Here is a 25,734-nt window from a genome sequence, read left to right on the forward strand (position 1 = left end):
GCACATTCTCTAAACAGTTAGAGAGGGTCTGCAATCGGCGAACCATCTTTGAACGGACCAACCGCGTAGTTCGGCGGGGCAACGCCCGAACAGACAGGAAGACCATCAGGGGTCAGACGCGGCGACAGATACCCTTCGACACCGTCATCGATGATCCAGTGATCACAACCATGCGGGTCAACCCAGATGCCAGCAACCATGTCCGACAGGTGGTGTTTGTTCACGCCGTAGTCGATGCTTTTGTCAGCGCCAATGCCACCACGACCCATAAAGCCAGAGCCTTCGAACCCTTCGGCACCAATACAAGCCGAAAGCGAAGCTGCAGCAGCGAGAGCGAACGTTAGTTTAACGAGTTTCATGTCCATCTCTCCTTAGCGCAGGCAATAAATTTCGACGCGGCGGTTTTGCTGCATACCAGCTGCGGTCGAGTTGTCCGCACGCGGGCTGCGCTCACCAAAGCCACGCACATCAACGATGCGAGCACCTGTTTCAGCGCCAACGCGAGCAACAGCATTCGCGCGGTTGTTCGACAAGCGCATGTTGTATTCGTCAGACGCGCGGCTGTCGGTATGACCGTAGATCAAGAAGCCAAATACGCCGTTCTGCATCGACTGGCTAAAGAACTGCTGCAACGACGAACGACCCGCGCTGCTGATCGCATAGCGATCCGTTGCGAAAAGCTGGTCTGTCGGAACGACACCACAAATTTCGCTACGGTGACATACAGCGGACCCATCGGGACGACGATTGGCATCCATGTAACCTTCGGCGCCATCATCCATGACCCAGTGCTCACAACCATCTGGGTCAATCCAGATCGTTGGAATGTATTGTTCGCCTTCAATCACACGGGTCGGAAGCTCAATCACTTGAGCGGTTTCCGCAAAAGAAGTGGTCGCGACTGCCGCGAGCCCTAGTGCAGCAATCGAAGCGCCCCCGAACGCCTTGACCGCAATCGATCCCAATTTCATTTTCACAGCTAATGCCCTTTTTGTCCTTGCTCTGAGGTCGAGCAGACAACCTCATACGCTACGCTATCGTATATAACGACTACCTTAACTGATGTTTTAGCGAAAAAAAGCAAATTTAGTAGAATGTTGTGGCTATAACCACAACAATCGGTGCAATTCATGTAATTTTAGATCGAAATCGGCAACAAACCCGACTCAGACGAGGACGCCACCCAGAGAGTTTCGGCTGCTTTCGACGATCCGAACGCTCCGAACCTGCCCTTTTACGTCAGCAGGTGCTTCGACATAGACCGCGTGGAGGTAGTCGGATTTCCCGATCATCTGCCCCGGCATGCGCCCTGCCTTTTCGAACAAAACTTTGACCTCGCGTCCGACCATTCCGTCTTGGGCTGCGCGTTGCTGCTGGGTCAAAAGCGCCTGAAGCTCCTGCAAACGGTCGTCCATCAGGTCATCGGGCAACTGCGGTTTCTCAGCCGCGGGTGTGCCTGGACGGGTCGAATATTTAAACGAATAGGCCTGCCCGTAGTTCACCTGACGGATCAGATCGAGCGTATCCTCAAAATCCTGATCGGTTTCACCGGGGAAGCCGACGATAAAGTCGCCAGACAACAGGAGGTCAGGACGTGCGCCACGGATACGGTCGATAAGACGGAAATAATCATCCCGTGTGTGTTTGCGGTTCATCGCCTTGAGGATTTTGTCGCTCCCCGACTGCACGGGGAGGTGCAAATAGGGCATTAGCTTTTCACAGGTCGCATGGGCGTTGATCAACTCGTCATCCATGTCATTCGGATGCGAGGTGGTGAAACGAATACGCTCTAGCCCATCGATGTCAGCCAATTCCCAGATCAAACCCGCCAGACCTTTGTCATGACCGTGGTAGGCATTCACGTTTTGGCCGAGCAGCGTGATTTCACGAACGCCCGCAGCGACCAGATCAGCCGCCTCGCGCAGGATGCGTTCTTTGGGACGCGAAACCTCAGCCCCGCGCGTATAGGGCACCACGCAGAAGGCGCAGAATTTATCGCAACCTTCTTGAACGGTCAGGAACGCGGTCGGACCACGGGTGGCGCGGGGGCGTTTGTTCAAGGTGTCGAATTTGTCTTCTTCGGGAAAATCCGTATCGACCGCACGTTCACCGCGCTGCACGGCTTTTTCCATCTGTGGTAGGCGATGGTAGGACTGCGGCCCAACGATCAGGTCCACAACAGGTGCACGGGCCATAATCTCTTTGCCTTCGGCCTGCGCGACACAGCCAGCAACGCCGATTTTCAAATCAGGGTTCACGTCCTTTAGTTCTTTCAGACGACCCAGTTCGGAATACACCTTTTCCGCCGCTTTTTCGCGGATGTGGCAGGTGTTGAGCAGGATCATGTCCGCCTTATCCGCCGAGTCCACCTGCGTGTAGCCGTTTCCGCCCAGTGCTTCGACCATGCGTTCACTGTCGTAGACGTTCATCTGACAGCCATAGGTTTTGATAAACAGCTTCTTCGGCTCGGTCATGGGCGGCATCCCGTTTTACAGCGGTGGGGAAAGTCGGCGTTACCTAACGCCTCGCCCTCTGTCTTGCAATGCCGACGGATTTGACAGACCTTACAAGCGAACAATTTAAGACAGGCCCATGCGGTATTCTTCACTCAAAGATTTTTTATCCGACGCCCCTTCCGCGCTCGCCAAAGGTCCGATTGCCCTTATCATGGTCGAGGACGAGGTCGAAGTGGACAGCACCGTTCGCCACCATCTCGACCTTGGTTTCAAGAAGGTCGTTCTCTTTGCCGACCCCGATATCGAAGTGTCGCCGAAGGTCGAGACCAAGACCATTCGCGTCGATCTGGATATGCGGGGCGAACATGCGCTGACGACGGCTGTGAATGCTTGCATTGAGGCCGCGCCGAACGTCTGGATGTACTACTGCTACAACGCAGAATACCTGTTCTACCCGTTTTGCGAGACGCGCACGATCGGCGAAATGCTCGCTTTCCACACTGAAGAGCGTCGCGATGCGATGCTGACCTATGTCGTTGATCTTTATGCGGGCGACTTGGGAAAATACCCGTCGGCAGTCTCGGTCGACGAAGCGATGCTGGACAAGACAGGCTACTATGCGCTGGCCCGCAATGACCCCGCGAACCACAACCACCCCAAAGAACGACAGTTGGATTTCTACGGCGGTTTGCGTTGGAGGTATGAAGAGTTCATCCCCGCTGCTAAGCGTCGGATCGACAGGATCGCAATCTTCCGCGCCCAAAAAGGGCTGCGCCTGAACGACGACCACACGTTCAACGTCGAAGAATACAACACCTACGCATGTCCGTGGCACCACAACCTCACGGCGGCGATCTGTTCGTTCCGCACTGCAAAGGCACTGAAACGTAACCCAGGGTCGACCTTTGCGATCAACACCTTTGAATGGCGCAATTCGGTGCCGTTTGATTGGCACTCACGTCAATTGTTGGATTTCGGGCTAATCGAACCAGGTCAGTGGTTCTGATTCTTAGGACCGACGCAGGCGGATCACGACATCCACCGCAGAGATGCGCGCGCCATCAGGGGCGTCTGGCAGTCCTTCGATACGCAGTTGGTCCGCAGGCGCATCGGTCAGACGACCGTCGTCTTCCCAATAGAAATGCGGGTGGTCGGACATATTGGTGTCGAAATAGCTGCGCGACCCATCAACGGTGATCTCACGGACCAACCCTGCCTCGCTGAACGCACGCAGGGTGTTATAAACCGTCGCGAGCGATACATCGGCGTCTGCTTTGGTCGCGGCCTCATAGAGCCACTCTGCGGTCACATGCCGATCCATACCGTCACCCACCAAAACAGCCGCCAGCGCCACACGTTGCCGTGTCGGACGCAGCCCCGCCTGAGCGAGCCATTCTGTTCCGCGATTGATCCGGTCATCCAGCATGAAGGTCATCCTTATGTTGATGGGTACAATACAGCGCGGCAGCGACTTTTTTCAATCGCAAAGTCAAATTGCCCCGCGTCGCCGCTACACTTGCTCTTGTTAACCTCTGGGTGATAGACGAACGTTAATAACGCATCACTATCCCAACAAGGGGGACACATACGCATGGCCCAATACCCGAGCAGCTTTGACCGCGACGATCTGTTAAAATGTGCCCGTGGCGAACTTTTCGGCCCCGGTAACGCGCAGCTGCCGGAACCGCCGATGCTTATGATGGACCGCATCACCGAGATTTCCGAGGATGGTGGCCTGCATGGCAAAGGCCATGTTGTAGCTGAATTCGACATCAAACCAGACCTCTGGTTCTTCGACTGCCACTTCCCTGGCAACCCGATCATGCCGGGCTGCCTTGGCCTTGATGGTCTGTGGCAGCTGACGGGCTTCAACCTCGGTTGGCGGGGTTGGGAAGGTCGTGGTTACGCACTCGGCGTTGGCGAAGTGAAGCTGACTGGCATGGTGCGTCCAGAACGCAAAATGCTGACTTACAAGGTCGATTTCACCAAAGCCGTGCAGACCCGTCGCCTGACCATGGGTGTGGCGGACGGTATCGTAGAAGCTGACGGTGAAGTGATCTACGTCGTTAAAGACATGAAAGTGGCTCTGTCCGCGTCCTAAGACCGACAGAACATCAAAGACTACAAGGGAGGGTGCCTATGCGCCGTGTTGTCGTAACTGGTCTCGGGATCGTTTCACCGATCGGGAACAATGCTGCCGAGGTAGAGGCCTCTCTTCGTGCGGGTAAATCGGGCATCGAAGCCAGCCCCGAAATGGCAGAACGCGGCTTCCGCAGCCAGATCGCAGGCACCGTCAAAATCGATGTCACAGAACACGTTGATAAACGTGCTCTGCGTTTCATGGGGCCGGGCGCGGCTTATGCTTACATCTCGATGAAGCAAGCGATCGAGGATTGTGGCCTATCCGAGGATCAAGTATCCAACACCCGCACAGGTCTGATCGCGGGCTCGGGTGGCCCGTCCACCAGCGCGATGTATGCAGCGCACCAGATCGTCGACAACAACGGTTCACCCAAACGGATCGGGCCCTTCGCTGTGCCGAAGTGCATGTCCTCGACCATCTCTGCGAACCTCTCGACCCAGTTCAAGATCAAGGGCATCAACTACTCGATCACCTCCGCCTGTTCGACCTCTCTGCACTGCATCGGCAGCGCAGCAGAACAGATCATGATGGGCAAACAGGACGTTATGTTCGCAGGTGGCGCAGAAGAACTCGACTGGACGCTGTCCTGCTTGTTCGACGCGATGGGTGCGATGTCGTCGAAATACAACGACACACCGACCAAAGCGTCCCGCGCATTCGACGCTGGCCGTGACGGTTTCGTCATTGCAGGCGGCGGCGGTATCGTTGTCCTCGAAGAGCTCGAGCACGCAAAAGCACGCGGCGCAAAAATCTACGCTGAGGTCACAGGCTTTGCCGCAACTTCGGACGGTCACGACATGGTTGCCCCGTCGGGTGAAGGTGGCGAACGCGCGATGCGCCTCGCTCTCGAAACCCTGCCCGAAGGCCGCAAAATTAGCTACATCAACGCACACGGCACATCGACACCCGTCGGTGACGTGGGCGAGGTTCAGGCTGTGCGCCGCGTCTTTGGCGAAGGCACCACACCGCCGATCTCTTCGACCAAATCCATGACGGGTCACAGCCAAGGCGCAACTGGCGCATCCGAGGCGATTTACTGCCTCCTGATGCTTCAGGGCGACTTCATCGCACCTTCGATCAACGTCGAAACACTCGACCCAGAGTTGAATCCCACAGAAATAGCGACTTCTCTGGTTGAAAATGCTGGGCTAGACACCATCATGACCAACAGCTTTGGGTTTGGTGGCACGAACGGGTCGATGCTGCTCTCCAAGTTTCGAGACTAAGGACTTTTTCACATGACTATTTCGATGCAGGGCAAACGTGGCTTGATCATGGGTGTTGCCAACGAACGCTCAATCGCTTGGGGTATCGCTAAGGCAATGGCGGACGCAGGCGCAGAACTTGCGTTCTCTTATCAAGGCGAAGCCTTTGGCAAACGCGTAGAACCTCTGGCCGCGTCGGTAGGTTCTGACACCCTCATCGACGTAGATGTGACCAACGACGAAAGCATGGACCTCGCCTTTCAAACCCTGAAAGACAAATGGGGCACCATTGATTTCGTGGTCCACGCGATTGCCTATTCGGACAAAAACGAACTGACAGGTCGTTTCATCAACACCAGCCGCGATAACTTCTGCAATTCGATGGTTATCAGCTGCTATTCGTTCATCGAAGTGTCCAAGCGCGCATCGGAACTGATGCCAAATGGCGGCACGTTGCTGACGCTGACCTACGGCGGTTCCAACCGCGTGACGCCGAACTACAACGTCATGGGCGTTGCAAAGGCGGCACTGGAATCTTCGGTCCGCTATCTGGCGAACGACCTCGGCCCGCAGGGTATCCGCGTGAACGCGGTCTCTCCTGGCCCGATGAAAACGCTGGCTGGCGCAGCCATCGGTGGCGCGCGCGCTACCTTCCGCCACACGGAACAGAACGCACCGCTGCGGTCGAACGCAACGCTCGAGGCTGTTGGCGGCACCGCGGTTTACCTCGCATCCGATGCTGGCGCTTACACAACGGGCGAAATCATCCGCGTTGACGGCGGCTTCCACGTTCTGGGGATGCCACAGCAAGACCACCTCTGATCCATGGGATTACTGGCCCTTGCCCTCGGGTTTTGCTCCGCCTTTTGGCTGGCAACACGCGGGGGCTGGGCTGGACTTTCCATTGAGTGGCCCGACCGCAAGTTCTGGGCCTTTGGCGCACTCACCGCCGCAGCGATCTTCTACTTTTTCGGCCCGTTCTTTGGCCCCTGCCTGATCGCAACCTTCTATTTCCAAGAACTCGGCCACGTCGTCACACTGCGATCTTTCGGCGTGGGCGCAAAAATCCGCGCCATCCCCGTCTTTGCGAACCCGCCCAAGTGGGATTTGCACAAACTGGACCAAGGCAAAGAAGCCTATGTCGCGCTGATGGGACCTGCCTTTACCGTGCCTGCGGTGTTTCTGTGCCTCGCGATTGCGGCGATGTTGCTGAACACCTCACCGCTGATGGGGAATTACCTCGCGGGGTTTGCAGCCGTCTCGGCCACCTATGGCGCTTTCACGCTGTTACCGTTCTGGCCGCTGGCAGGAGGGCGGATCATTCGCGCGGTGTCAGAGACGTTCTGGCCAATGCTGCCGTTTGTTTTGGGGGGTGCCGCCCTCGCTGTGATCCTGACATTGGCCGCTGGCTTTACGTCATTCACGCTTGGCGCTATCGCCTTTATCGGCATTCGTGGCCTCATGGCCCTTGAACACCCGACGCCGCATCAATCCCCGATGCCCAAAGACGCCGCATGGCTATTGATCGGGGCCTATCTTGTGGTCACGGCCAGCCTGTATCGGTTCGGCTGGCCGCTCATTGTTCTCGCCTTGGGCCTTTAGGCCGCTTTGATCTCGACCAATTCGATCGCAAAGATCAGGTCTTTGCCAGCGAGCATGTGGTTCGCATCCAGAACAACCTGCTCTTCGTTCGCGTCGACAACAGTCACAGGAACAACCTGACCCGTCGGCGCTTGCATCTGAAGCTGGGTGCCGATCTCGGTTGGGATGTGATCAGGAATTTCGGAACGCGGGATCGCTTGGATCGCGTCAGCACTGGCTTCGCCGTAAGCTTCGGCGCAGGGGACTTCGACGGTTTTCTTATCGCCGACGGTCATGCCAGGCAGAGCCTTATCCAGACCAGGAATGATCTGACCAGAGCCAACGATGAACTCCAGCGGCTCACGACCTTCGCTGCTGTCAAAGGTTTCGCCAGTGGTCAGGGTGCCAGTGTAATGAATACGAACGGCGTCACCCGATTTTACTTGGGTCATAAAAATCTCCGGTCTGTCAGGGAAAGAATGAAAGAGGCCGCACTCTGCGGGTGCTCTGGGATTCGGGGGACACCCTATGGAATGCATGGCTGGATTGCAAACGGCACCCTTGTTCTTCCGCTCAGAGTTGGTCACTCTGCGCGACAGGATGGAGGACCCACATTGATCAACACCTGTATTTTTGATGCCTATGGCACATTGTTCGACGTCGCTGCCGCAGCACGGGAAGCTGCCGCAGAACCCGGACAAGAGGCACTAGCGCAAGTCTGGCCAACACTGGCTGCAAATTGGCGTCGCAAGCAGTTGGAATATTCATGGCTCCGCGCTGTGGCCCGCCAACACGTTGATTTCTGGCAGGTCACGGGTGACGGTCTGGATTGGGCGATGGAGGCTTCTGGCCTCGACGATGCCGCCCTCCGAGAACGTCTTTTGGCGCTCTATTGGGAACTGAGCGCCTATCCCGAAGTGCCCAAAATGCTCGCCACGCTGAAAGAGCGCGGGATGAACACGGCGATCCTGTCGAACGGATCGCCTGCGATGCTGGATGCGGCGGTGAAATCGGCAGGCCTGTCTGATCTTCTCGACGATGTTTTGTCGGTCGAAACGGTGGGCGTCTATAAACCGCATGACCTCGTTTACGAAATGGTCGAGAGCCGTTTTGTCTGCGAACGGAACGAAGTCCTCTTTGTCTCGTCGAACGGCTGGGACGCGGCAGGGGCATCGAAATTTGGCTATCGCACCGCTTGGGTGAACCGTAATGGCGACCCGATGGATCGGCTCTATGCCGCGCCGGAATGGGTACTCACAGACCTCAGTACGATCCCGGACCTGATCTAATGCCCTATTACAGCGCCCCCGACGGAACCCGACTGCATTACCTCGACGAAGGCGAAGGGCTGCCCGTCCTCGCGCTGGCAGGCCTAACGCGCAACGCGGCTGATTTCGACCACATCGCACCGCTGCTGGACGGGATCAGACTCATTCGGCCTGATTATCGCGGTCGGGGGAAATCGGACTGGGCATCGTCGGACACCTATTCCGTGCCGCACGAGGCGCAGGACATTCTGGCCCTTATGGATCATCTGGGGCTGGAAAAGGCTGCGATCATCGGCACATCGCGCGGTGGGATTATTGGAATGGTTCTGGCAGCAACCGCCAAGGACCGACTGCTGGGCGTTGCGCTCAATGACATTGGCCCCGTGATCGACACCCAAGGGCTGGATATCATCAGCGCCTACGTTGGCCGCAATCCCGCGCAAAAAACCTACGAAGAGGCCGCCCAATTCCGCGACCGCAACTGGGTGCATTTTAAGAACGTCCCGATGGAGCGTTGGTTGGCCGAGGTTCGTGCCCACTACGAACAGACCGCCGATGGGCTCGTCATTCGTTATGACCCAAAGCTACGCGATACTTTCAACGCGGCAGACAACAACGCCCCATCGCTTTGGCCGTTTTTCGACGCGCTCGACGGACTGCCGATTGCGCTGATCCGTGGGATGAACAGCGATTTGCTCTCGGTCGAAACAGCCGACGAAATGTCAAAGCGCCGCCCCGACATGATCCGCGCCGAGGTGCCAGATCGCGGACACGTGCCGTTTTTGGACGAACCAGAAGCCATTGAGGCACTGCGGGTTTGGCTCTCAGCTGTGAAGGACACCCAAGCATAGCGTCTGATCTAGGTCTAACGGTTGCCTTTCGGCGGAACCCGCCTCATGTATCGGGGAAACCGAGGAGGCGACCATGTCCGAACATTTCATCCAACGGGGCGATGTGACCCTCTACGCACGTGTTGACGGGGTCGATGATCCTGCTGCACCGACCGTTGTTTTCGCGAACTCGCTTGGCACCAACCTTCATCTGTGGGACGCCGTTCTGCCGCTCTTGCCCGAAGGCTTGCGTATCGTGCGGATGGACAAACGCGGGCACGGGAAATCCTCGGCCCCTGTGGCGCCCTATACAATGGGTGCGCTGATTTCCGATACAGAGGCCGTCTGTGACGCGTTGAACGTGCGCGATGCGATGTTCGTTGGTCTTTCGATTGGCGGCATGATTGCCCAAGGCTTGGCAGTCAAACGGTTCGACATTATCCGCACGCTTGTTCTTTCGAATACCGCCGCAAAGATCGGCATGCCAAAACTTTGGCAAGACCGCATCGATACCGTCCGCACCAAGGGGCTAGAGGCGTTGGTCGATGGGATCATGCAGAAATGGTTCACCCGCGATTTTCGCAATTCGCCTGCCGTGACACGGTGGCGCGATATGGTCTGCGCAACCTCGGTCGAGGGATATTGCGGGTGCTGCGCCGCGATTTCGGGCACGGATTTCTATACGCCCACCAGCGGGCTTCGCTGCCCCACGCTAGGCATCGCGGGGTCTGATGACGGGTCGACCCCTGCCGATCTGGTCCGCGAAACCATAGACGTGATCCCCGGTTCAAAATTCGAGATCATCCGCAAAGCAGGACACCTGCCTTGTGTTGAAAAGCCGGAAGAGTATACCGCGCTCCTAACGCAATTCATGAAAGACACGGGCCATATCTGATGACCGCATCCCCCTTTGACAGCGCGATTTGGCGCGACGCTCTCTTTGACCGCGACACGGCTGCGCTCTTTACCGATACGGCCGAAGTCCGTGCGATCATGATCGTGCTGGGCACCTTGGCAAAGGTTCGCGGTGAACGGGGTGAGGTTCCTGATATCGCGGCAAAGGCTATCCATCGTGCCTCGCTCGAGCTGCAGATCGACCCGTCGGGTCTGGCCAAAGGCATCGCCGTTGACGGTGATCCCGTTGCCCCTGTTATCCAATATTTCCGCGAATTGATGCAGGCGCCAGAATTCGCACCGCACGTCGGCGAAGGTGCGACCATGGCACAGATCGAGGACACGGCCCAAGCGCTCCGCCTTCGTCAGTTCCTGACGATCATGTCAGAACGTCTGGGTGCGCCCGACGCCCTTGCCCCGCTCGCTGCGCGCCTAAAGATCAGCCACATCGCGGACGAAGATTTGGCAAAGGGCCTGAACCTTGGCCTTGCTGACGCTGACACTGATGTGGCCTTTGCCGATTTCGCGGACTGGATGGTTACGACCGCTCAACAGTCAGCCGCCACACCGCCACTCGCTTCTGCACTGGTTGCCCTGATCGCTGGACTGAACCACAGCCTCCAATCCGCACGCGGCACAGACGCAGAGCGACTGACCCGCCGCATGTGCCTCCCACAAATGGCGCTTGCGCTAGGTAGGTTAAACACACTTGCAAAGTGAACCCGATGGTTTAACTCCTGTCAGGCTATTTGGAGCCTGACATGCGCTTACCTATCGTTTTCATCCTGATCACTGTTCTACTCGATGCGATGGGTATCGGCATCATCATGCCCGTCATGCCCGACCTGATCCAAGAGATCCACGGCGGCGATGTTGGCAACGCGGCGTTTTGGGGCGGCATCCTGACCGCCGTCTTTGCCGCGATGCAGTTCCTCTTTGGACCACTGATCGGCAATATCTCTGACAGCTTTGGCCGTCGGCCCGTCCTGCTGATCGCGCTTGTGATCATGGCGATGGACTACATGCTGATGGCAGTGGCGGGGACGATTTGGCTGCTGCTGGTCGGACGGATTATCGGGGGCATCACAGGTGCAACCCACACCACCGCAGGCGCCTATATGGCCGACATTTCAAAACCCGAAGAAAAGGCCGCAAACTTTGGCCTGATCGGTGCTGCCTTTGGCGTGGGCTTTGTCGTCGGGCCGATGATTGGCGGGTTCCTCGCGGACCTCGGCACACGTGCGCCGTTCTATGCTGCGGCGATCTTTGCCGCGGCCAACTTTGTCTTTGGGCTTTTTGTGCTGCCAGAGACCGTTTCAAAAGAAAACCGCCGCAGCTTTGATATCAAACGCGCAAACCCCTTGTCAGCGTTCCGTGCAATTGGGTCACTTCCTGGCCAATCGCCGATGCTCTTGATCATCTTTGTCTTTAGCGTCGCGCATTTCGTCTACCCTGCAATCTGGGCCTATTTCGGCAAAGAGAAATTCGGCTGGGACCCGACGATGATCGGCCTATCGCTCGCCGCCTTCGGTATTTCGATGGCTGTGGTTCAAGCCGTCCTGATCCGCCCGATCCTCCGCATTCTCGGGGATCGCAAAACGGTGCTCGCAGGCTTTATCGTCGATATTGTTGGGATGCTACTCGTGGTCTTTGTCGACAACGGCTGGATGGTTCTCGCGCTGACGCCTGTGATGGCCCTCGGCTCTATCTCTGGGCCGACGATCCAAGGCATCATGTCCCGCGCGACCCCCGACAACCAGCAAGGCGAATTGCAAGGCGTCGTCCAATCCATCAACGCGGTCGGCATGGCGATTTCGCCACTGATCATGACGTGGATTTTCTGGGCCTTCACGTCGGGTGGCTGGGGTTACCTCCCAGGTGCACCGTTTGTGTTGTCAGCGGTATTGGTTGCGGGATGCGTTGCGATCTTTGTCACAACCAAATCGGATCACTGATCGTCCGGGCCGCAATCCTCACCTGAATGGCGAATAATTACAATTGCCGCTGGGATGCCTAATCCGATGGCAGCGTAGAGCAATGCAGCCACGCCAATACCCGCGCCAAAGAGCCAGACCGACAGGGCCGCGCTGACTGCGCCAAAGGTCGAGAAAAAGAGGATAAGTGCTGCGGCCAAGGCTCTGTTCCTTGAAAACGAAAAAGCCGCAGCCCGGGGCTGCGGCTTTGCCTGGATCGTATTAGCGCGAGAACTTTTTGTATTTCAGGCGCTTCGGTTCTAGTGCATCGGCACCGAGACGACGTTTCTTGTCTTCTTCATAGTCCTCAAAGTTACCTTGGAACCATTCGACGTGCGCCTCACCCTCGAAGGCGAGGATGTGGGTACAAATACGGTCGAGGAAGAAACGGTCGTGCGAGATGACGACGGCGCAGCCCGCGAAATCGGTCAACGCGTCTTCGAGAGCACGGAGGGTTTCAACGTCAAGGTCGTTGGTCGGTTCGTCGAGGAGAAGTACGTTACCGCCTTCTTTGAGCAGACGCGCCATGTGAACACGGTTGCGTTCACCGCCCGACAGCAGGCCGACTTTCTTCTGTTGGTCGCCGCCTTTGAAGTTGAACGACGAACAGTATGCGCGCGAGTTCACTTCGGCATCGCCCAGCGCGATCAGTTCTGCACCGCCCGAGATTGCTTCCCAAACGGTCGCATTCGGGTCGAGGTCGTCACGCGACTGGTCAACGTAGGACAGTTTCACAGTATCACCGAGAGCGATAGAGCCCTCGTCTGGCTGTTCCTGACCTGTGAGCATTTTGAACAGGGTCGATTTACCGGCGCCGTTCGGACCGATGACGCCCACGATACCACCCGGCGGCAGGTCGAACGACAGGTCTTCGATCAACAGCTTGTCGCCCATCGCCTTTTTCAGACCAGAGACCTCGATCACCTTGCCACCCAGACGGGGGCCGTTCGGGATAACGATCTGGGCGCGACCGACCTTTTCACGCTCTGACTGTTCAGCCAGTTCGTTATAGGCGTTGATACGTGCTTTCTGTTTTGCCTGACGGGCTTTCTGACCCTGACGCATCCACTCAAGTTCGCGTTCCAGCGTTTTCTGCTTGGATTTGTCTTCGCGGGCTTCCTGCTCCAGACGTTTGGCTTTCTGTTCGAGCCAGCTGGAGTAGTTGCCTTCGTAAGGGATGCCCTGACCACGGTCGAGTTCGAGAATCCAACCCGTGATATCGTCGAGGAAGTAACGGTCGTGGGTAACGCAGAGGATCGTGCCTTTGTATTCGATCAAGTGCTTCTGGAGCCACGCAATGGTTTCAGCGTCGAGGTGGTTAGTCGGTTCGTCGAGCAGAAGCATATCAGGTGCTTCGAGCAGGAGTTTACACAGCGCCACACGGCGACGTTCACCGCCCGAGAGGTTTGCAGGCATCGCATCATCTGGCGGACAGCGCAGTGCTTCCATCGACACGTCCACTTGGCTGTCGAGATCCCAGAGGTTCTGGCTGTCGATCTCGTCCTGAAGACGCGCCATTTCGTCGGCTGTCTCGTCCGAGTAGTTCATCGCGAGTTCGTTATAACGGTCCAGAATGGCCTTTTTCGCAGCCACACCCAACATCACGTTGTCACGCACAGACAGCGTTTCATCGAGTTGCGGTTCCTGCGGCAGGTAGCCGACCTTTGCGCCTTCTGCGGCCCATGCCTCGCCCGAGAAATCCTTGTCCCAGCCAGCCATAATTTTAAGAAGCGACGATTTACCGGCGCCGTTGACACCGACAACACCGATTTTAACGCCGGGAAGGAAGTTGAGACGGATGTTCTCAAAGACCTTCTTCCCGCCTGGGTAGGTCTTGGACACGCCGTCCATGAAATAGACAAACTGGTAGCTGGCCATTGGGTGATCCTCTGAATCTGGTTTGGCCCTAGATAGCGATCATGGCGACGAGGGGCAATGCGGCGCGGCTTGCAATCCGCTTGCTCAATATCATCTTTCCGATCAAGTTAGCGCCAACACGAGGGAGGATGACATGACATACACACCAGCCGAGGACCGTTATTCGAAAATGGTCTACCGCAAGTGCGGAAATTCTGGCCTGAAACTGCCCGCGATCTCGCTCGGCCTTTGGCACAATTTTGGACATGACACACCGCATCAAACAAAGCGCGATATCTGCCAGACGGCCTTTGACCTCGGCATCACGCACTTCGATTTGGCGAACAACTACGGCCCACCCGCAGGCTCTGCCGAGGAAGCCTTTGGCGAAATCCTAAAGACCGACTTCGCAGGCTATCGCGACGAACTGATTATCTCATCCAAGGCGGGCTATGACATGTGGCCTGGCCCCTACGGCGAATGGGGAAGCCGCAAGTATCTGATCGCATCTTGTGACCAATCGCTGAAACGGATGGGTCTGGACTACGTCGATATCTTCTATTCGCACCGCTTTGACCCCGAAACCCCGCTCGAAGAAACGATGGGCGCGCTGGAGCATATCTGGCGGTCAGGTAAGGCGCTCTATATCGGCATCTCGTCCTACAATTCGCAACGCAGCCGCGAAGCTGCCGCGATCCTGCGTGACATGGGCGTGCCGCTGTTGATCCATCAGCCCAGCTACAACATGCTAAACCGCTGGGTCGAACATGACGGCCTACTGGATACATTGGATGACCTTGGCGTTGGGTCGATTGCCTTTACGCCTCTTGCCCAAGGGATGCTGACGAACAAATACCTCGGCGGTGTCACCGAAGGCCGTGCTGTTCAGGGCAAGAGCCTCGATCCGAATGTTCTGGACGAACGTGTTCTGAACAACATCCGCAAGCTCAACGAAATCGCAGAGGGCCGTGGTCAAACGCTCGCCCAAATGGCGATTGCATGGGTGCTGCGCGGTGGTCGGGTGACGACGGCGTTGATCGGTGCGTCCAAGGCCTCGCAGGTCGTGGATTGCTGCGGCGCGATCGGGAACCTCGATTTCACCGCCGATGAACTGGCGCTGATCGACACCTATGCAAATGAGGAACAGATCAACCTCTGGGCGCGGTCGTCAGAGCTGGAATAACAAACAGCGGCTTTACTTTTCAGCCGCCACACGGTTTCTGGTCAGCCATGGATCAGAGGTTTCCAGTCGCGCAAGCCGGTCAGGTGATCGGCCTTTTGGGCGGGTCATTCGACCCCGCCCACGAAGGCCATGCCCATATCACCCGCGTGGCCTTGCGCCGTTTTGGACTGGATCGCGTGTGGTGGCTCGTCTCTCCGGGGAACCCGTTAAAAGAGCACGGCCCAGCACCGTTGGACCTGCGCATTGAACGCGCCCGCAAGGTCATCAATGACCCGCGTGTGATCGTCACGGGCATCGAAGAGCGGCTCGGCACACGCTACACCGCTGAAACCATCGCTGCCCTGCAACAACGCTATCGCGGCGTGCGGTTTGTTTGGTTGATGGGGGCCGATAACCTGTCGCAGTTTGACCGTTGGCAGAGCTGGAAACAGATCGCCAATTCGGTGCCCATCGGGGTTATCGCCCGTCCGGGGTATGGCGTTCAGGCGCGGACCTCGAAAATGGCGCGGATTTTCAGAGGGGCGCAATTGGATCCCCGCGCGTCTACTGTGCTTGGCTCCCACGACGCGCCCGCGTGGTGCTATGTGAACCACCCGCTCTCGCATGCATCGAGCACCGCGATCCGCGATAAGGGCGAATGGGATCACGGCAAGGCAGGCGCATGACGGTTCGACTAACACGCCGCGCCGCCCTGATCGGCCTCTTGACGTCTAGCGCGTCTATCGTCTTGGCCGGCGCACCTACGCAGTCACCCCGTCCGATCGAACGACCAGCTTTTTGGCCACCCGCCCCGCGCCCCACGACCCGTCCAGAGGTCGAAGACCTGATCGCCGAGGCCCGATTGGGCGGAACCACAGGCTTTGTCATTGCGGACGCCCAAACGGGCGAGATCATCGAACGTGGATCGGCGCATGTGCCCCTCCCCCCAGCGAGCGTGACGAAAACCCTGACATCAGTTTACGGGCTAGAGGCGCTCGGGCCGCACTACCAATTCAGGACCACCCTTCGCGCTGAGGGCACGATCACCGATGGGGTGCTGGATGGCACGCTCATTTTGGCTGGCGGTGGCGACCCGACCTTGGTCACGGATGACCTTGCCGCGATGGCAGAGGGGCTTGCCGCGACGGGCCTGCGCGAAGTGCGAGGCGGGTTCGAGGTCTGGAACGGCGCCCTGCCCTACATCAATGAAATCGACCCAGACCAGCTTGACCATCTGGGGTATAACCCTGCGGTGTCTGGGCTGAACCTGAACTTTAACCGCGTGTATTTTGAATGGGCGCGGACGGCGGGGGACTATCGCGTCAGCCTAGACGCCCGAAGCGAACTGTACCGCCCCGAAGTGCATATGGCACGGATGCGGGTCGTAGATCGTGATCTGCCTGTTTACACCTACGATGCCGATGGCGAGGTCGATGACTGGACGGTTGCGCGGCGTGCCTTGGGGAACGACGGTTCTCGTTGGCTCCCCGTTCGGCAACCCGCGCTCTACGCGGGTGATGTGTTCCGCAGTTTTGCCAGCAGCCACGGCATCACCCTGCCCGCGCCGACGAAACGTAGCCGTGCTCCGCGTGGCGCAATACTGGTGACCCATAGCAGCGAACCGCTGACCACTGTTGTGCGCGATTGCCTCAAATACTCGACCAACCTCACGGCTGAGGCGATTGGCCTAACCGCCAGCGCCCGCCTTGCTGGAGAAGTTGAGAACCAGCACAGATCCGCCCAACACATGTGCGATTGGATCGCCCAGCGCACGGGAGCGCGGGTCGCCGTCGAAGATCACTCTGGCCTTGGAAGCGATTCGAAGGTGAGCGCGGCGCAGATGGTGAAATTCCTGACGACCGATGGGGTCGAGGCGCAACTTCGACCGTTACTGAAGTCCATTCCGATCAAGGATGAAAACGCTCGCCCGATGGAAACCCCGATTAAGATCGCAGCAAAAACGGGCACGTTGAACTTTGTCTCTACGCTTGCGGGATACATCCACACGGAGACGGGTCGCGAACTGGCATTCGCAATTTTCTCGGCCAACCTCGGGGAACGCATGGCTGCCGAAGGTAGCCTAGACGATGTGCCAGCGGGCGCGGTCGGATGGAACCACCGCGCCAAGGCGCTGCAACAAGTGCTGCTGAAACGCTGGGGCCGCTATTAGATCGTCATATGACGCGCACGCGCACCACGTTCGATTGCCGCGGCATGCAGGCGGTCGATATCCAACTCGTGGCGGATTTCTTCCAGCATACGTGCTTCGGCGCCTTCAATCCGACCGTCTGCTGCCGCAACATCGCAGGACAGCGCATAGGCCGTTTCAAATAGTTTTTCAGGCAATGCATCACGGATCAGGCCGAACAAGGCGTCCAATCCGTCTTCTTGTTCCAGCAGATCGAACACGGTCTGAGACAGGCGCGGCAGACGGATTTCATCGAATTCTGCAAATACTGGCAAATGGTTGATCATGTTATTGATCCGCACCAATTCCGCGGTGCGGATGTCGGCGTCGCTTGCGGAAACGGCAATCATCAGGGCAACCAGTGCGTCCTGAGCGGTCATTGGGGCGTCTTCGATCATTGTCGTCTCCATCGTGTTACACCCCTTCATTTATTGACGACATGGCGCTGTCGCAATAGGGAGTGCGCTTGAGACCTGCCATGGGGGCGGGCCATAAATCTGAGAGTATCACAATGACCGACGTGCGCGCAGTAGCGATGGAGAGCAAGGCATGGCCCTTTGAAGAAGCCCGCGCCCTACTCAAACGCTATGAAAAGGCGCCGCCGGAAAAGGGATACGTTCTGTTTGAGACAGGATACGGGCCGTCGGGTCTGCCGCATATCGGCACCTTTGGCGAAGTTCTGCGGACCACCATGATCCGCAACGCGTTTCACCAAATTTCGGACATCCCGACCCGTCTGATCTGTTTCTCGGACGACCTTGACGGGATGCGCAAGGTTCCGACCAACGTCCCCAATCAGGACATGCTCAAAGACCACGAGCAAAAGCCGCTGACCTCTGTGCCCGATCCGTTCGGTGAATTCGAATCCTTCGGCCACCACAACAACGCGATGCTGCGCCGTTTCCTCGATACCTTTGGGTTCGAGTACGAGTTCTATTCGGCAACTGAGTTCTACAAGTCGGGCCAGTTCGACGAAGTCCTGAAACGCGCTGTCGATAAATACGACGACATCATGAAAGTGATGCTGGCCTCGCTGCGCGACGAACGTCAGGCGACCTATTCGATCTTCCTGCCGATCCACCCTGAAACAGGCCGCGTTCTCTACGTGCCGATGAAGGAAGTGAACCGCGAAAACTACACGATCACCTTTGACGACGAGACAGGCAAAGAGTGGACGCTGCCCGTCACGGGCGGCAACGTGAAACTCCAGTGGAAGCCGGACTTTGGCGCACGCTGGGCTGCGCTTGGCGTAGACTTTGAGATGTATGGTAAGGACCACTCCACCAACACCAACATATACGACCGCATCTCGGAAATCCTCGGCGCGAAAAAGCCGAACCACATGGTGTATGAGCTATTCCTCGATGCGAACGGCGAAAAGATTTCGAAGTCCAAAGGCAACGGTATCTCCATCGACGAATGGCTGACCTATGCGTCGACGGAATCGCTGTCCTACTTCATGTTCCTGAAGCCCAAGACCGCAAAGCGCCTGCACTTTGATGTGATCCCAAAGATGATGGACGAATATCACCAGCAGCTGAACGCCTACCACGGTCAGGATGCCAAAGGTCAGCTAGCGAACCCCGTCTACCACATTCACAACGGCAACGTTCCGCAGTCCAACATGGTCGTTCCGTTCTCCATGCTGCTCAACCTCGCGTCTGTTTCGGGCGCAGAGGACAAGGGCGCAATGTGGGGTTTTATCCAGCGCTACGCACCCGACGCGGGCCCAGAGTCGCACCCCGATCTGGATCAGGCCGCTGGCTTTGCCGTGCGCTACTATCAGGACTTCGTGAAGCCTGAGAAAACCTACCGCGCGCCGAACGATCAAGAACGCGCCGCCATGGAAGATATGGTCACACGCCTCAAGGCTTGGGACGGTGGACTGGATGCCGAAGAACTGCAGTCGATGGTCTTTGCCGTTGGTAAGGACCACGAGTTCGAGAACCTTCGCGATTGGTTCAAGGCCCTCTACGAGGTGCTCTTGGGCGCATCCCAAGGTCCGCGTTTCGGTGGTTTCATCGCGCTCTACGGCGTTGAAGAAAGCATCAAGCTGATCGAAGACGGTTTGGCCGGCAACCTCGGCTAACGTCTTGAACCTGTTACGTCATGGGCGCATCATTCGCCCATGACGACAGGTTACGAACCCCTCAACACTCTCAAGACGATTGGACCAGACATCTGGATTGCAGATGGTCCGCATATCTCGTTTTACGGCCTCCCCTTCCCGACCCGAATGACGGTCGTGCGATTGGCCGATGGCGGTCTGTGGATACATTCCCCAATCAAACCCGATGACAAACTCATCGCGCAGATCAACAAAATCGGCCCCGTGCGGCATTTGATCGGGCCGAACTGGATCCACTACGCCTCGCTCCACGATTGGAAAACGCGCTATCCCGCGGCACTGGTTTGGGTGGCGCCAGGGGTTGAGGCACGCGCCGCAAAACATAATGTGCCGCTGAGCGTCGATGAACACCTTATCGACACGGCGCCCGATGCGTGGGCGGGTCAGTTAGACCAAATGATCGTGCGCGGCAGCAAAATCCACCACGAAGCCGTATTTTATCACGCGGCATCGAAAACGCTGATCCTCACCGATCTGATCGAGAATTTTGAACGTCGCACTTTGCCGTGGTGGATGCGTATCCTAACAAAACTCGCTCGCATTCAACATCCTGACGGGCAAATGCCGATTGATATGCGCCAGACTTTTAACGGCCATCGTGACCAACTGCGGACAGCGGTCAAACAGATGATTGCGTGGGGGCCTGAACAGGTGATCCTTGCCCACGGGCATTGGTATCAGCGTGACGGCTTGGCCGAACTTAAACGCGCGTTTCGATTTTTGTTCTAGGCGCAGGGGGCACCGTCACGGTGGTCTAAGCAGATGTTCAAACTGACCTGATATTTCTAGCGCAAAGCTGGAATGAAAGAGGTCATCATGAACAAAGCTATTACCGACGGTCTGGTCTTTTTGCCGCCTGAATTCGCGCTCGGTCTTTCTGTATGGTCGAGCGGGGACGGCACCCCAGGGTCGGACACCTACGACGGATCAGGACAGGGCGTCTATGTGCCCGCCGATCAGCATTTTGACGGCTGCATCGAAATTCTATCGGCCTCTGCGCTGCAAAAGCTGCGATACATGGGGCAGACCACAATCCTACCGGGATGTTATTTGCGCGTCACCGCACGGGTTAAGGCGATCTCTGGTCCGCTGCCCACTGTGCGCATTGCGGGCTGGGCTGGTGGCGCGGGCGGCAACCACGTGGCGGGTCTGACCGAGACGGGTCCAGAGGTTACGCTAAGCGCCTATGGCGAGGTGACAGAGATCAGCGCGATTGTCGGCACGGGGCCGCGTGGTGGCGTCGATATGGTCTGGCCGAACGCGATTTACGGTCACTTTGGCATCGACATCGTGAACGGCATGGGGGGCGTGGTTCGTGTCGATGACATCGTGATCGAGGACATCACCAACGTCTACATCCGCGACATGATCGGCTTTGTTGATGTGCGCGATTACGGCGCTGTGGGGGATGGCGTCACCGACGACAGCGCCGCGTTTGAAGCCGCCGATGCCGATGCGCGGGGACGTGAGGTGCTCGTCTCTGATGGCGTGTTTTACCTCGCCAACCATGTGACCATCGAGAACCAAATCCATTTCTCGGGCTCTGTTGTGATGCCTGACGACAAACGGCTCGTCCTGCAAAAGAACTTTGACTTTGCGACCTATAACGATGCCTTCCCCGACGAAGAAACCGCCTTTCGCAAGGCCTTTCAGGCGCTTTTGAACAACGCGGATCATGACTCGCTCGACCTTTGCGGACGGCGGATTCAATTGAGCGGCCCCGTAGATATGCAGGCCGCTGAGGGCACCAAAACCACCTACGCCAGCCGACGCGTGATCCGAAATGGTCAGCTTCAAGCGAATAGCTCTGCCAACTGGGACGATGTCACGGTCACATCGCAAGCGACCTATTCGGCAGCCAATTCGCGGCAACTGACGAACGTGGTGAACGTCGCCAACATCCCCATCGGATCGCACATCACCGGCAACGGGGTCGGCCGCGAAATCTATGTCAAAGACCGCAATATCGCCGCGCAAACCATCACACTCAACCAGCCGCTCTATGATGCGGAGGGGACGCAAGTCTTTACCTTTACGCGGTTCCAGTATCTGCTCGATTTTTCTGGGTTCGAGAGCATTTCGAACTTCATCATCGACGGGGTGGATTTTAACTGTCAGGGCAATGCCAGCGGCGTGATGCTCGCTATTGAGGGCAGCATTTTCCAACTCCGCGACTGCCGGATGACCAAACCCAAAGACCGCGGAATCACCTCTGTCGGTGGGGCTTGTCAGGGTCTGACCATCGACCGCTGCCAATTCCTATCGAACGAGATGGATCAACCCGTCAGCAACCGCACCACAATCGGGTTCAACGCAAACGCCAACGACGTGAAAATCCGCGATTGCCGCGTTGTGCGGTTCAAACACTTTTGCCTTTTGGGCGGGACAGGCAACCTCATCGTCGGCAACCACTGGTTCCATGGGGACGGCGAAACGGATGGTTTGCGTAAGGGCGGGATCATCTTTACCACGCCGAACGCAAAGTCGGTGATCACGGGTAATTACATCGACAACAACTTTATCGAATGGACCAATGAACACGACGAAACGCCCGCCTTGGGGCAACAGTATTCGTTTGGGGGCCTTACGATCACGGGCAATATCTTTACCGCCAATGATGTGGCCGATTGGTTCAACTATATCGTCATCAAACCCTACGGCCCCAACCACTACATCCACGGTCTATCGGTGACAGGGAACACATTCCGCGTGCTCAATGGCAGTATCCAGCGGGTCGAAAAAGTTGACACCACCTTTGCCGATCTCGACTACGGTCGGATGCGGAATGTCCTGTTCCAAGGCAACACGTTTAATGGCGTCCAAGAGGAGGTCGAAAACCCCGCGATGATCGAACATAGCCAAGATACGGCAAGCTCTGCTTGGGTCGTCGATACGGCCCCTCTCCTGCCGTTTGGCGGACGGTCCCGCACCGTGGAAAGCTGCACGCCGAATGGCGCTATCACCAACACCTCGAACGCAACTCAGTTCGTCAGCCCTTGGATCGACGCATCATATGGCACCGCGCAGAGTCAAGTCCGACTGGTCTGGCCCTCGGCGGTCAAAGGCAAGGTCTGGGTGAAGGCTCGCATGGACAAACCCCTTTGATCAAAGGGTGATCTGGATCAATGCGGCGACTCTGTGCGCGTGGTTGGTAGGGGTCAGAAACAGGAGTCTGATATGTACAAACACATCCTTGTGCCGGTCTCATTTGACGCGGGTTATGATCACCTCGATCCCTTTCCAATCGCAAAGGCTCTCGCTGAACCAGATGCGCGGATCAGCCTGATCCACGTCCTCGAAGAAGTGCCCAGCTACGCGATTTCCTACATGCCCGATGACTTCCGCGCAGAAAGCCGCGAAGCCATCCGCAATGACCTACAGGAAAGAGCCGCGGACATCCCCAACGCCGAAGTGTGGGTGGTTGATGGTCACGCCGGCCGCACGATCCTCGACTGGGCCGAGGAGCACGGCGTCGATCTGATCGTCATGGCCTCGCACCATCCTGGTCTGGGCGATTATCTGATCGGCTCGACCGCAGCGCGGGTTGTGCGCCATGCGCAATGCGCTGTGCACGTCATGCGCTGATCTTTGAAAAACATTTGGCCACGGGTTTCCTCGTGGCCAAACTTCGTGTTCTCTGAACACACAGTAGGAGACACACAATGCGCATCACCCTTGCACTGATCACCCTGACACTTCTCACCGCTTGTGGTGGCGTGCCGTTGGTGCCGTTTATCTAACGCGATTTACGACTGCGTTTGTTGCCACCGCGCTGCCCCGCGCGGCCAGCGGATGACCGACCTGATGCCTTGCGGCTTTCCTCGACGGCGTCGTCGACGGCGGACTGTCGGGCCAATGGATCGTCGGAAATCACCAGATCGACCGTCTCTAGCCGTTTGACTTCATCGCGCAGACGGGCGGCTTCCTCGAATTCGAGGTTTTCAGCGGCCTTGCGCATATCATTGCGGAGCCCTTCGAGAACGGCCTCAAGGTTCCCGCCGTGGAGCGGTTTGTCGACCGTAGCCGTGACGCGTGATTGATCGGTGTCACCTTTGTAGAGGCCTGCAAGGATATCCTCGACGTTCTTTTTAACCGTCTGCGGCGTGATCCCGTGCTCTTCGTTATAGGCCATCTGGCGGGCACGGCGGCGTTCGGTTTCGCCCAGCGCCCGTTCCATCGACCCTGTGATCCGATCCGCATACATGATTACGCGGCCTTCTGCGTTCCGCGCCGCACGACCGATGGTCTGGATGAGCGAGGTTTCAGAACGCAAGAAGCCCTCTTTGTCCGCATCGAGGATCGCAACCAATCCGCATTCAGGGATATCGAGACCCTCGCGCAAGAGGTTGATCCCGATCAGCACGTCAAAGGCCCCCAAACGCAGGTCACGCAGGATTTCGATCCGTTCAATCGTATCAATGTCCGAGTGCATGTAGCGCACGCGGATACCCTGTTCGTGCATGTATTCGGTCAGGTCTTCGGCCATGCGTTTGGTCAGGGTGGTGCAGAGCGTCCGATAACCTTGGGCCGCGACCTTGCGCACCTCGTCCAAAAGGTCATCTACCTGCATCTCAACAGGGCGGATTTCGACGACAGGGTCGAGGAGGCCCGTCGGACGAATGATCTGTTCGGTAAACACACCACCCGTTTGTTCCAGCTCCCAAGAGGCAGGCGTTGCCGACACATAGATCGACTGCGGACGCATCGCGTCCCACTCTTCGAATTTGAGCGGGCGGTTATCCATACAGGACGGCAGACGGAACCCGTGCTCTGCCAGCGTGAATTTACGACGGTAGTCGCCCTTATACATGCCGCCGATCTGCGGCACGGACACGTGGCTTTCGTCGGCAAAAACGATCGCATTATCAGGGATAAATTCGAACAACGTTGGCGGTGGCTCGCCCGGGGCGCGGCCCGTCAGATACCGCGAATAGTTTTCGATGCCGTTACAGACGCCTGTCGCCTCTAGCATCTCGAGGTCAAAGTTCGTTCGCTGCTCAAGACGCTGCGCCTCCAGCAATTTCCCTTCGTCCTGCAATTGCTTCAGACGGACTTGGAGTTCTTCTTTGATGCCCTTGATCGCCTGCTGCATCGTTGGGCGCGGGGTCACGTAGTGGCTGTTCGCGTAAATCCTTACCTTATCGAAAGTATCGGTCTTCTCGCCCGTCAGCGGGTCAAATTCGTGAATGACCTCAAGCTCTTCACCAAAGAACGACAGCCGCCATGCCCGATCATCCAAGTGGGCAGGCCAAATTTCAAGGCTATCGCCACGCACACGGAAACATCCCCGTTGGAACGCCGCATCATTGCGCCGATATTGTTGCGCAACGAGGTCCGCCATCACCTGACGCTGGTCATACATCTTGCCCGCGAACAGATCCTGCGTCATCGCTGAATAGGTTTCGACCGAACCGATACCGTAGATACACGAAACGGACGCCACGATGATCACATCGTCCCGCTCTAACAACGCCCGCGTCGCCGAGTGGCGCATACGGTCGATCTGTTCGTTAATCTGGCTCTCTTTTTCGATGTAGGTGTCCGACCGCGGCACATAGGCTTCGGGCTGGTAGTAGTCGTAGTAGGACACGAAATATTCGACGGCGTTGTCGGGGAAGAACCCTTTGAATTCCCCATATAGCTGCGCCGCGAGCGTCTTGTTCGGGGCGAGGATAATCGCAGGGCGCTGCGTTTCCTCGATCACCTTGGCCATGGTGAATGTCTTACCCGTGCCCGTCGCCCCCAACAGCACCTGATCGCGTTCGCCCTGCAAAACACCCGTCGACAGTTCCGCAATCGCCGTGGGCTGATCGCCTGCGGGTTCGAACTCTGTGCTCATGACAAACCGTTTGCCGCCTTCCAGCTTTTCGCGCTGTTGAGGCGCGCGGTGCAGCATTGGCATGTCTTGGGGGTTGTTGTTGTGCATCTGAGCTCCTTTGTCGGCCCTTATAATGTCCTCTTTTTGTTCACCTTCAAGGGGGGAGCAATCATCTGCTGACATAGCTTGAAACTGCCCGCGTTTTTCACGATAAGGAGCCAAGGAATTTGG

26 protein-coding genes are annotated in these 25,734 nt (G+C 57.4%); 17 read left to right on the plus strand and 9 right to left on the minus strand.

From position 1 onward, the window contains the following. Positions 1 to 17 precede the first annotated feature (17 nt). The 3 genes from AC07ED_RS12670 to miaB all read right to left on the minus strand — a co-directional run bounded on the left by AC07ED_RS12670 (position 18) and on the right by miaB (position 2,474). Complete coding sequence (locus AC07ED_RS12670) at positions 18 to 359, minus strand: hypothetical protein (RefSeq protein ID WP_105236267.1); 342 nt, start codon at positions 357 to 359, stop codon at positions 18 to 20. Positions 360 to 371: 12 nt separating this feature from the next. Continuing rightward, on the minus strand, positions 372 to 971 hold the full coding sequence (locus tag AC07ED_RS12675) for an OmpA family protein (protein ID WP_105236266.1): 600 nt from the start codon (positions 969 to 971) through the stop codon (positions 372 to 374). A 195-nt stretch (positions 972 to 1,166) separates the two neighbouring features. Beyond that, positions 1,167 to 2,474 (minus strand): tRNA (N6-isopentenyl adenosine(37)-C2)-methylthiotransferase MiaB, encoded by a 1,308-nt coding sequence (miaB, locus tag AC07ED_RS12680; RefSeq protein ID WP_105234182.1) that lies wholly within the window; start codon positions 2,472 to 2,474, stop codon positions 1,167 to 1,169. A gap of 118 nt (positions 2,475 to 2,592) precedes the next feature. On the opposite strand from miaB, the gene AC07ED_RS12685 reads away from it, so the two are divergent. Beyond that, complete coding sequence (locus tag AC07ED_RS12685) at positions 2,593 to 3,462, plus strand: glycosyltransferase family 2 protein (RefSeq protein WP_105234181.1); 870 nt, start codon at positions 2,593 to 2,595, stop codon at positions 3,460 to 3,462. A gap of 3 nt (positions 3,463 to 3,465) precedes the next feature. Here AC07ED_RS12685 and irrA read toward each other — a convergent pair whose 3' ends face one another. Continuing rightward, positions 3,466 to 3,882: an iron response transcriptional regulator IrrA gene (gene irrA, locus AC07ED_RS12690; RefSeq protein WP_067550811.1), complete on the minus strand. Its 417-nt coding sequence runs from the start codon at positions 3,880 to 3,882 to the stop codon at positions 3,466 to 3,468. A gap of 165 nt (positions 3,883 to 4,047) precedes the next feature. On the opposite strand from irrA, the gene fabA reads away from it, so the two are divergent. Genes fabA through AC07ED_RS12710 form a run of 4 tightly spaced genes read left to right on the plus strand, consistent with a single transcriptional unit; the run spans position 4,048 to position 7,406 of the window. Further along, a complete protein-coding gene (fabA, locus tag AC07ED_RS12695; RefSeq protein WP_105234180.1) occupies positions 4,048 to 4,557 on the plus strand; it encodes a bifunctional 3-hydroxydecanoyl-ACP dehydratase/trans-2-decenoyl-ACP isomerase in 510 nt (169 codons plus the stop codon). Positions 4,558 to 4,595: 38 nt separating this feature from the next. Next, positions 4,596 to 5,825 carry a beta-ketoacyl-ACP synthase I gene (gene fabB / locus AC07ED_RS12700; protein WP_105234179.1) on the plus strand — a complete coding sequence of 410 codons (1,230 nt, stop codon included), beginning with the start codon at positions 4,596 to 4,598 and terminating at the stop codon, positions 5,823 to 5,825. 12 nt (positions 5,826 to 5,837) lie between these two features. Next, on the plus strand, positions 5,838 to 6,626 hold the full coding sequence (locus tag AC07ED_RS12705) for an enoyl-ACP reductase FabI (RefSeq protein WP_067550814.1): 789 nt from the start codon (positions 5,838 to 5,840) through the stop codon (positions 6,624 to 6,626). A 3-nt stretch (positions 6,627 to 6,629) separates the two neighbouring features. Continuing rightward, positions 6,630 to 7,406, plus strand: coding sequence for a zinc metalloprotease (locus AC07ED_RS12710; RefSeq protein WP_105234178.1), 777 nt, complete (start codon positions 6,630 to 6,632; stop codon positions 7,404 to 7,406). On the opposite strand, the gene AC07ED_RS12715 is transcribed toward AC07ED_RS12710, so the two are convergent. Next, positions 7,403 to 7,837: an FKBP-type peptidyl-prolyl cis-trans isomerase gene (locus AC07ED_RS12715; RefSeq protein WP_105234177.1), complete on the minus strand. Its 435-nt coding sequence runs from the start codon at positions 7,835 to 7,837 to the stop codon at positions 7,403 to 7,405. The genes AC07ED_RS12710 and AC07ED_RS12715 overlap by 4 nt on opposite strands. 162 nt (positions 7,838 to 7,999) lie before the next feature. On the opposite strand from AC07ED_RS12715, the gene AC07ED_RS12720 reads away from it, so the two are divergent. The 5 genes from AC07ED_RS12720 to AC07ED_RS12740 all read left to right on the plus strand — a co-directional run bounded on the left by AC07ED_RS12720 (position 8,000) and on the right by AC07ED_RS12740 (position 12,332). Continuing rightward, positions 8,000 to 8,674 carry a haloacid dehalogenase type II gene (locus AC07ED_RS12720; RefSeq protein WP_245918105.1) on the plus strand — a complete coding sequence of 225 codons (675 nt, stop codon included), beginning with the start codon at positions 8,000 to 8,002 and terminating at the stop codon, positions 8,672 to 8,674. Beyond that, on the plus strand, positions 8,674 to 9,504 hold the full coding sequence (locus AC07ED_RS12725) for an alpha/beta fold hydrolase (RefSeq protein WP_105234175.1): 831 nt from the start codon (positions 8,674 to 8,676) through the stop codon (positions 9,502 to 9,504). Before AC07ED_RS12720 ends, AC07ED_RS12725 begins: the two co-directional genes overlap by 1 nt. Positions 9,505 to 9,577: 73 nt before the next feature. Next, the gene (gene pcaD / locus AC07ED_RS12730) at positions 9,578 to 10,378 is read left to right on the plus strand and encodes a 3-oxoadipate enol-lactonase (protein ID WP_105234174.1); all 801 of its coding nucleotides are present in this window, start codon (positions 9,578 to 9,580) and stop codon (positions 10,376 to 10,378) included. After that, a complete protein-coding gene (locus tag AC07ED_RS12735) occupies positions 10,378 to 11,097 on the plus strand; it encodes a lyase family protein (protein ID WP_105234173.1) in 720 nt (239 codons plus the stop codon). The genes pcaD and AC07ED_RS12735 overlap by 1 nt, the downstream gene beginning before the upstream one ends. A gap of 41 nt (positions 11,098 to 11,138) precedes the next feature. Next, entirely contained in the window at positions 11,139 to 12,332 is a 1,194-nt protein-coding gene (locus AC07ED_RS12740; RefSeq protein WP_105234172.1) for a TCR/Tet family MFS transporter, read from the plus strand. Here the strand turns inward: AC07ED_RS12740 and AC07ED_RS12745 are convergent. Then, the gene (locus tag AC07ED_RS12745) at positions 12,326 to 12,511 is read right to left on the minus strand and encodes a hypothetical protein (protein WP_105234171.1); all 186 of its coding nucleotides are present in this window, start codon (positions 12,509 to 12,511) and stop codon (positions 12,326 to 12,328) included. The two genes, AC07ED_RS12740 and AC07ED_RS12745, sit on opposite strands and share 7 nt — an antisense overlap. Positions 12,512 to 12,572: 61 nt before the next feature. Next, positions 12,573 to 14,228, minus strand: coding sequence for an energy-dependent translational throttle protein EttA (gene ettA, locus AC07ED_RS12750; RefSeq protein ID WP_105234170.1), 1,656 nt, complete (start codon positions 14,226 to 14,228; stop codon positions 12,573 to 12,575). A gap of 133 nt (positions 14,229 to 14,361) precedes the next feature. Here ettA and mgrA point away from each other — a divergent pair, with 133 nt between their 5' ends. Genes mgrA through dacB form a run of 3 tightly spaced genes read left to right on the plus strand, consistent with a single transcriptional unit; the run spans position 14,362 to position 17,539 of the window. After that, on the plus strand, positions 14,362 to 15,390 hold the full coding sequence (gene mgrA, locus AC07ED_RS12755) for an L-glyceraldehyde 3-phosphate reductase (protein WP_105234169.1): 1,029 nt from the start codon (positions 14,362 to 14,364) through the stop codon (positions 15,388 to 15,390). Positions 15,391 to 15,437: 47 nt separating this feature from the next. Continuing rightward, the gene (locus AC07ED_RS12760; protein WP_105234168.1) at positions 15,438 to 16,055 is read left to right on the plus strand and encodes a nicotinate-nucleotide adenylyltransferase; all 618 of its coding nucleotides are present in this window, start codon (positions 15,438 to 15,440) and stop codon (positions 16,053 to 16,055) included. Then, positions 16,052 to 17,539 (plus strand): D-alanyl-D-alanine carboxypeptidase/D-alanyl-D-alanine endopeptidase, encoded by a 1,488-nt coding sequence (dacB, locus tag AC07ED_RS12765; RefSeq protein WP_105234167.1) that lies wholly within the window; start codon positions 16,052 to 16,054, stop codon positions 17,537 to 17,539. The genes AC07ED_RS12760 and dacB overlap by 4 nt, the downstream gene beginning before the upstream one ends. On the opposite strand, the gene AC07ED_RS12770 is transcribed toward dacB, so the two are convergent. Next, positions 17,536 to 17,955 carry a tellurite resistance TerB family protein gene (locus tag AC07ED_RS12770; RefSeq protein WP_067550901.1) on the minus strand — a complete coding sequence of 140 codons (420 nt, stop codon included), beginning with the start codon at positions 17,953 to 17,955 and terminating at the stop codon, positions 17,536 to 17,538. The two genes, dacB and AC07ED_RS12770, sit on opposite strands and share 4 nt — an antisense overlap. A 113-nt stretch (positions 17,956 to 18,068) precedes the next feature. Between AC07ED_RS12770 and AC07ED_RS12775 the strand changes: the two genes are divergently transcribed. The 4 genes from AC07ED_RS12775 (at position 18,069) to AC07ED_RS12790 (ending at position 23,270) form a co-directional block, all read left to right on the plus strand. Next, complete coding sequence (locus AC07ED_RS12775; RefSeq protein ID WP_105236265.1) at positions 18,069 to 19,646, plus strand: lysine--tRNA ligase; 1,578 nt, start codon at positions 18,069 to 18,071, stop codon at positions 19,644 to 19,646. A 39-nt stretch (positions 19,647 to 19,685) separates the two neighbouring features. Then, the gene (locus tag AC07ED_RS12780) at positions 19,686 to 20,414 is read left to right on the plus strand and encodes a DUF4336 domain-containing protein (protein ID WP_105234166.1); all 729 of its coding nucleotides are present in this window, start codon (positions 19,686 to 19,688) and stop codon (positions 20,412 to 20,414) included. 87 nt (positions 20,415 to 20,501) lie between these two features. After that, on the plus strand, positions 20,502 to 22,790 hold the full coding sequence (locus AC07ED_RS12785; protein ID WP_105236264.1) for a glycosyl hydrolase family 28-related protein: 2,289 nt from the start codon (positions 20,502 to 20,504) through the stop codon (positions 22,788 to 22,790). 72 nt (positions 22,791 to 22,862) lie between these two features. Beyond that, complete coding sequence (locus tag AC07ED_RS12790) at positions 22,863 to 23,270, plus strand: universal stress protein (RefSeq protein ID WP_105234165.1); 408 nt, start codon at positions 22,863 to 22,865, stop codon at positions 23,268 to 23,270. Between the two features lie 151 nt (positions 23,271 to 23,421). On the opposite strand, the gene uvrB is transcribed toward AC07ED_RS12790, so the two are convergent. Beyond that, complete coding sequence (gene uvrB, locus AC07ED_RS12795; RefSeq protein ID WP_105234164.1) at positions 23,422 to 25,611, minus strand: excinuclease ABC subunit UvrB; 2,190 nt, start codon at positions 25,609 to 25,611, stop codon at positions 23,422 to 23,424. Positions 25,612 to 25,734: the final 123 nt, after the last annotated feature.

The sequence above is a fragment of the Aestuarium zhoushanense genome (assembly GCF_056431045.1).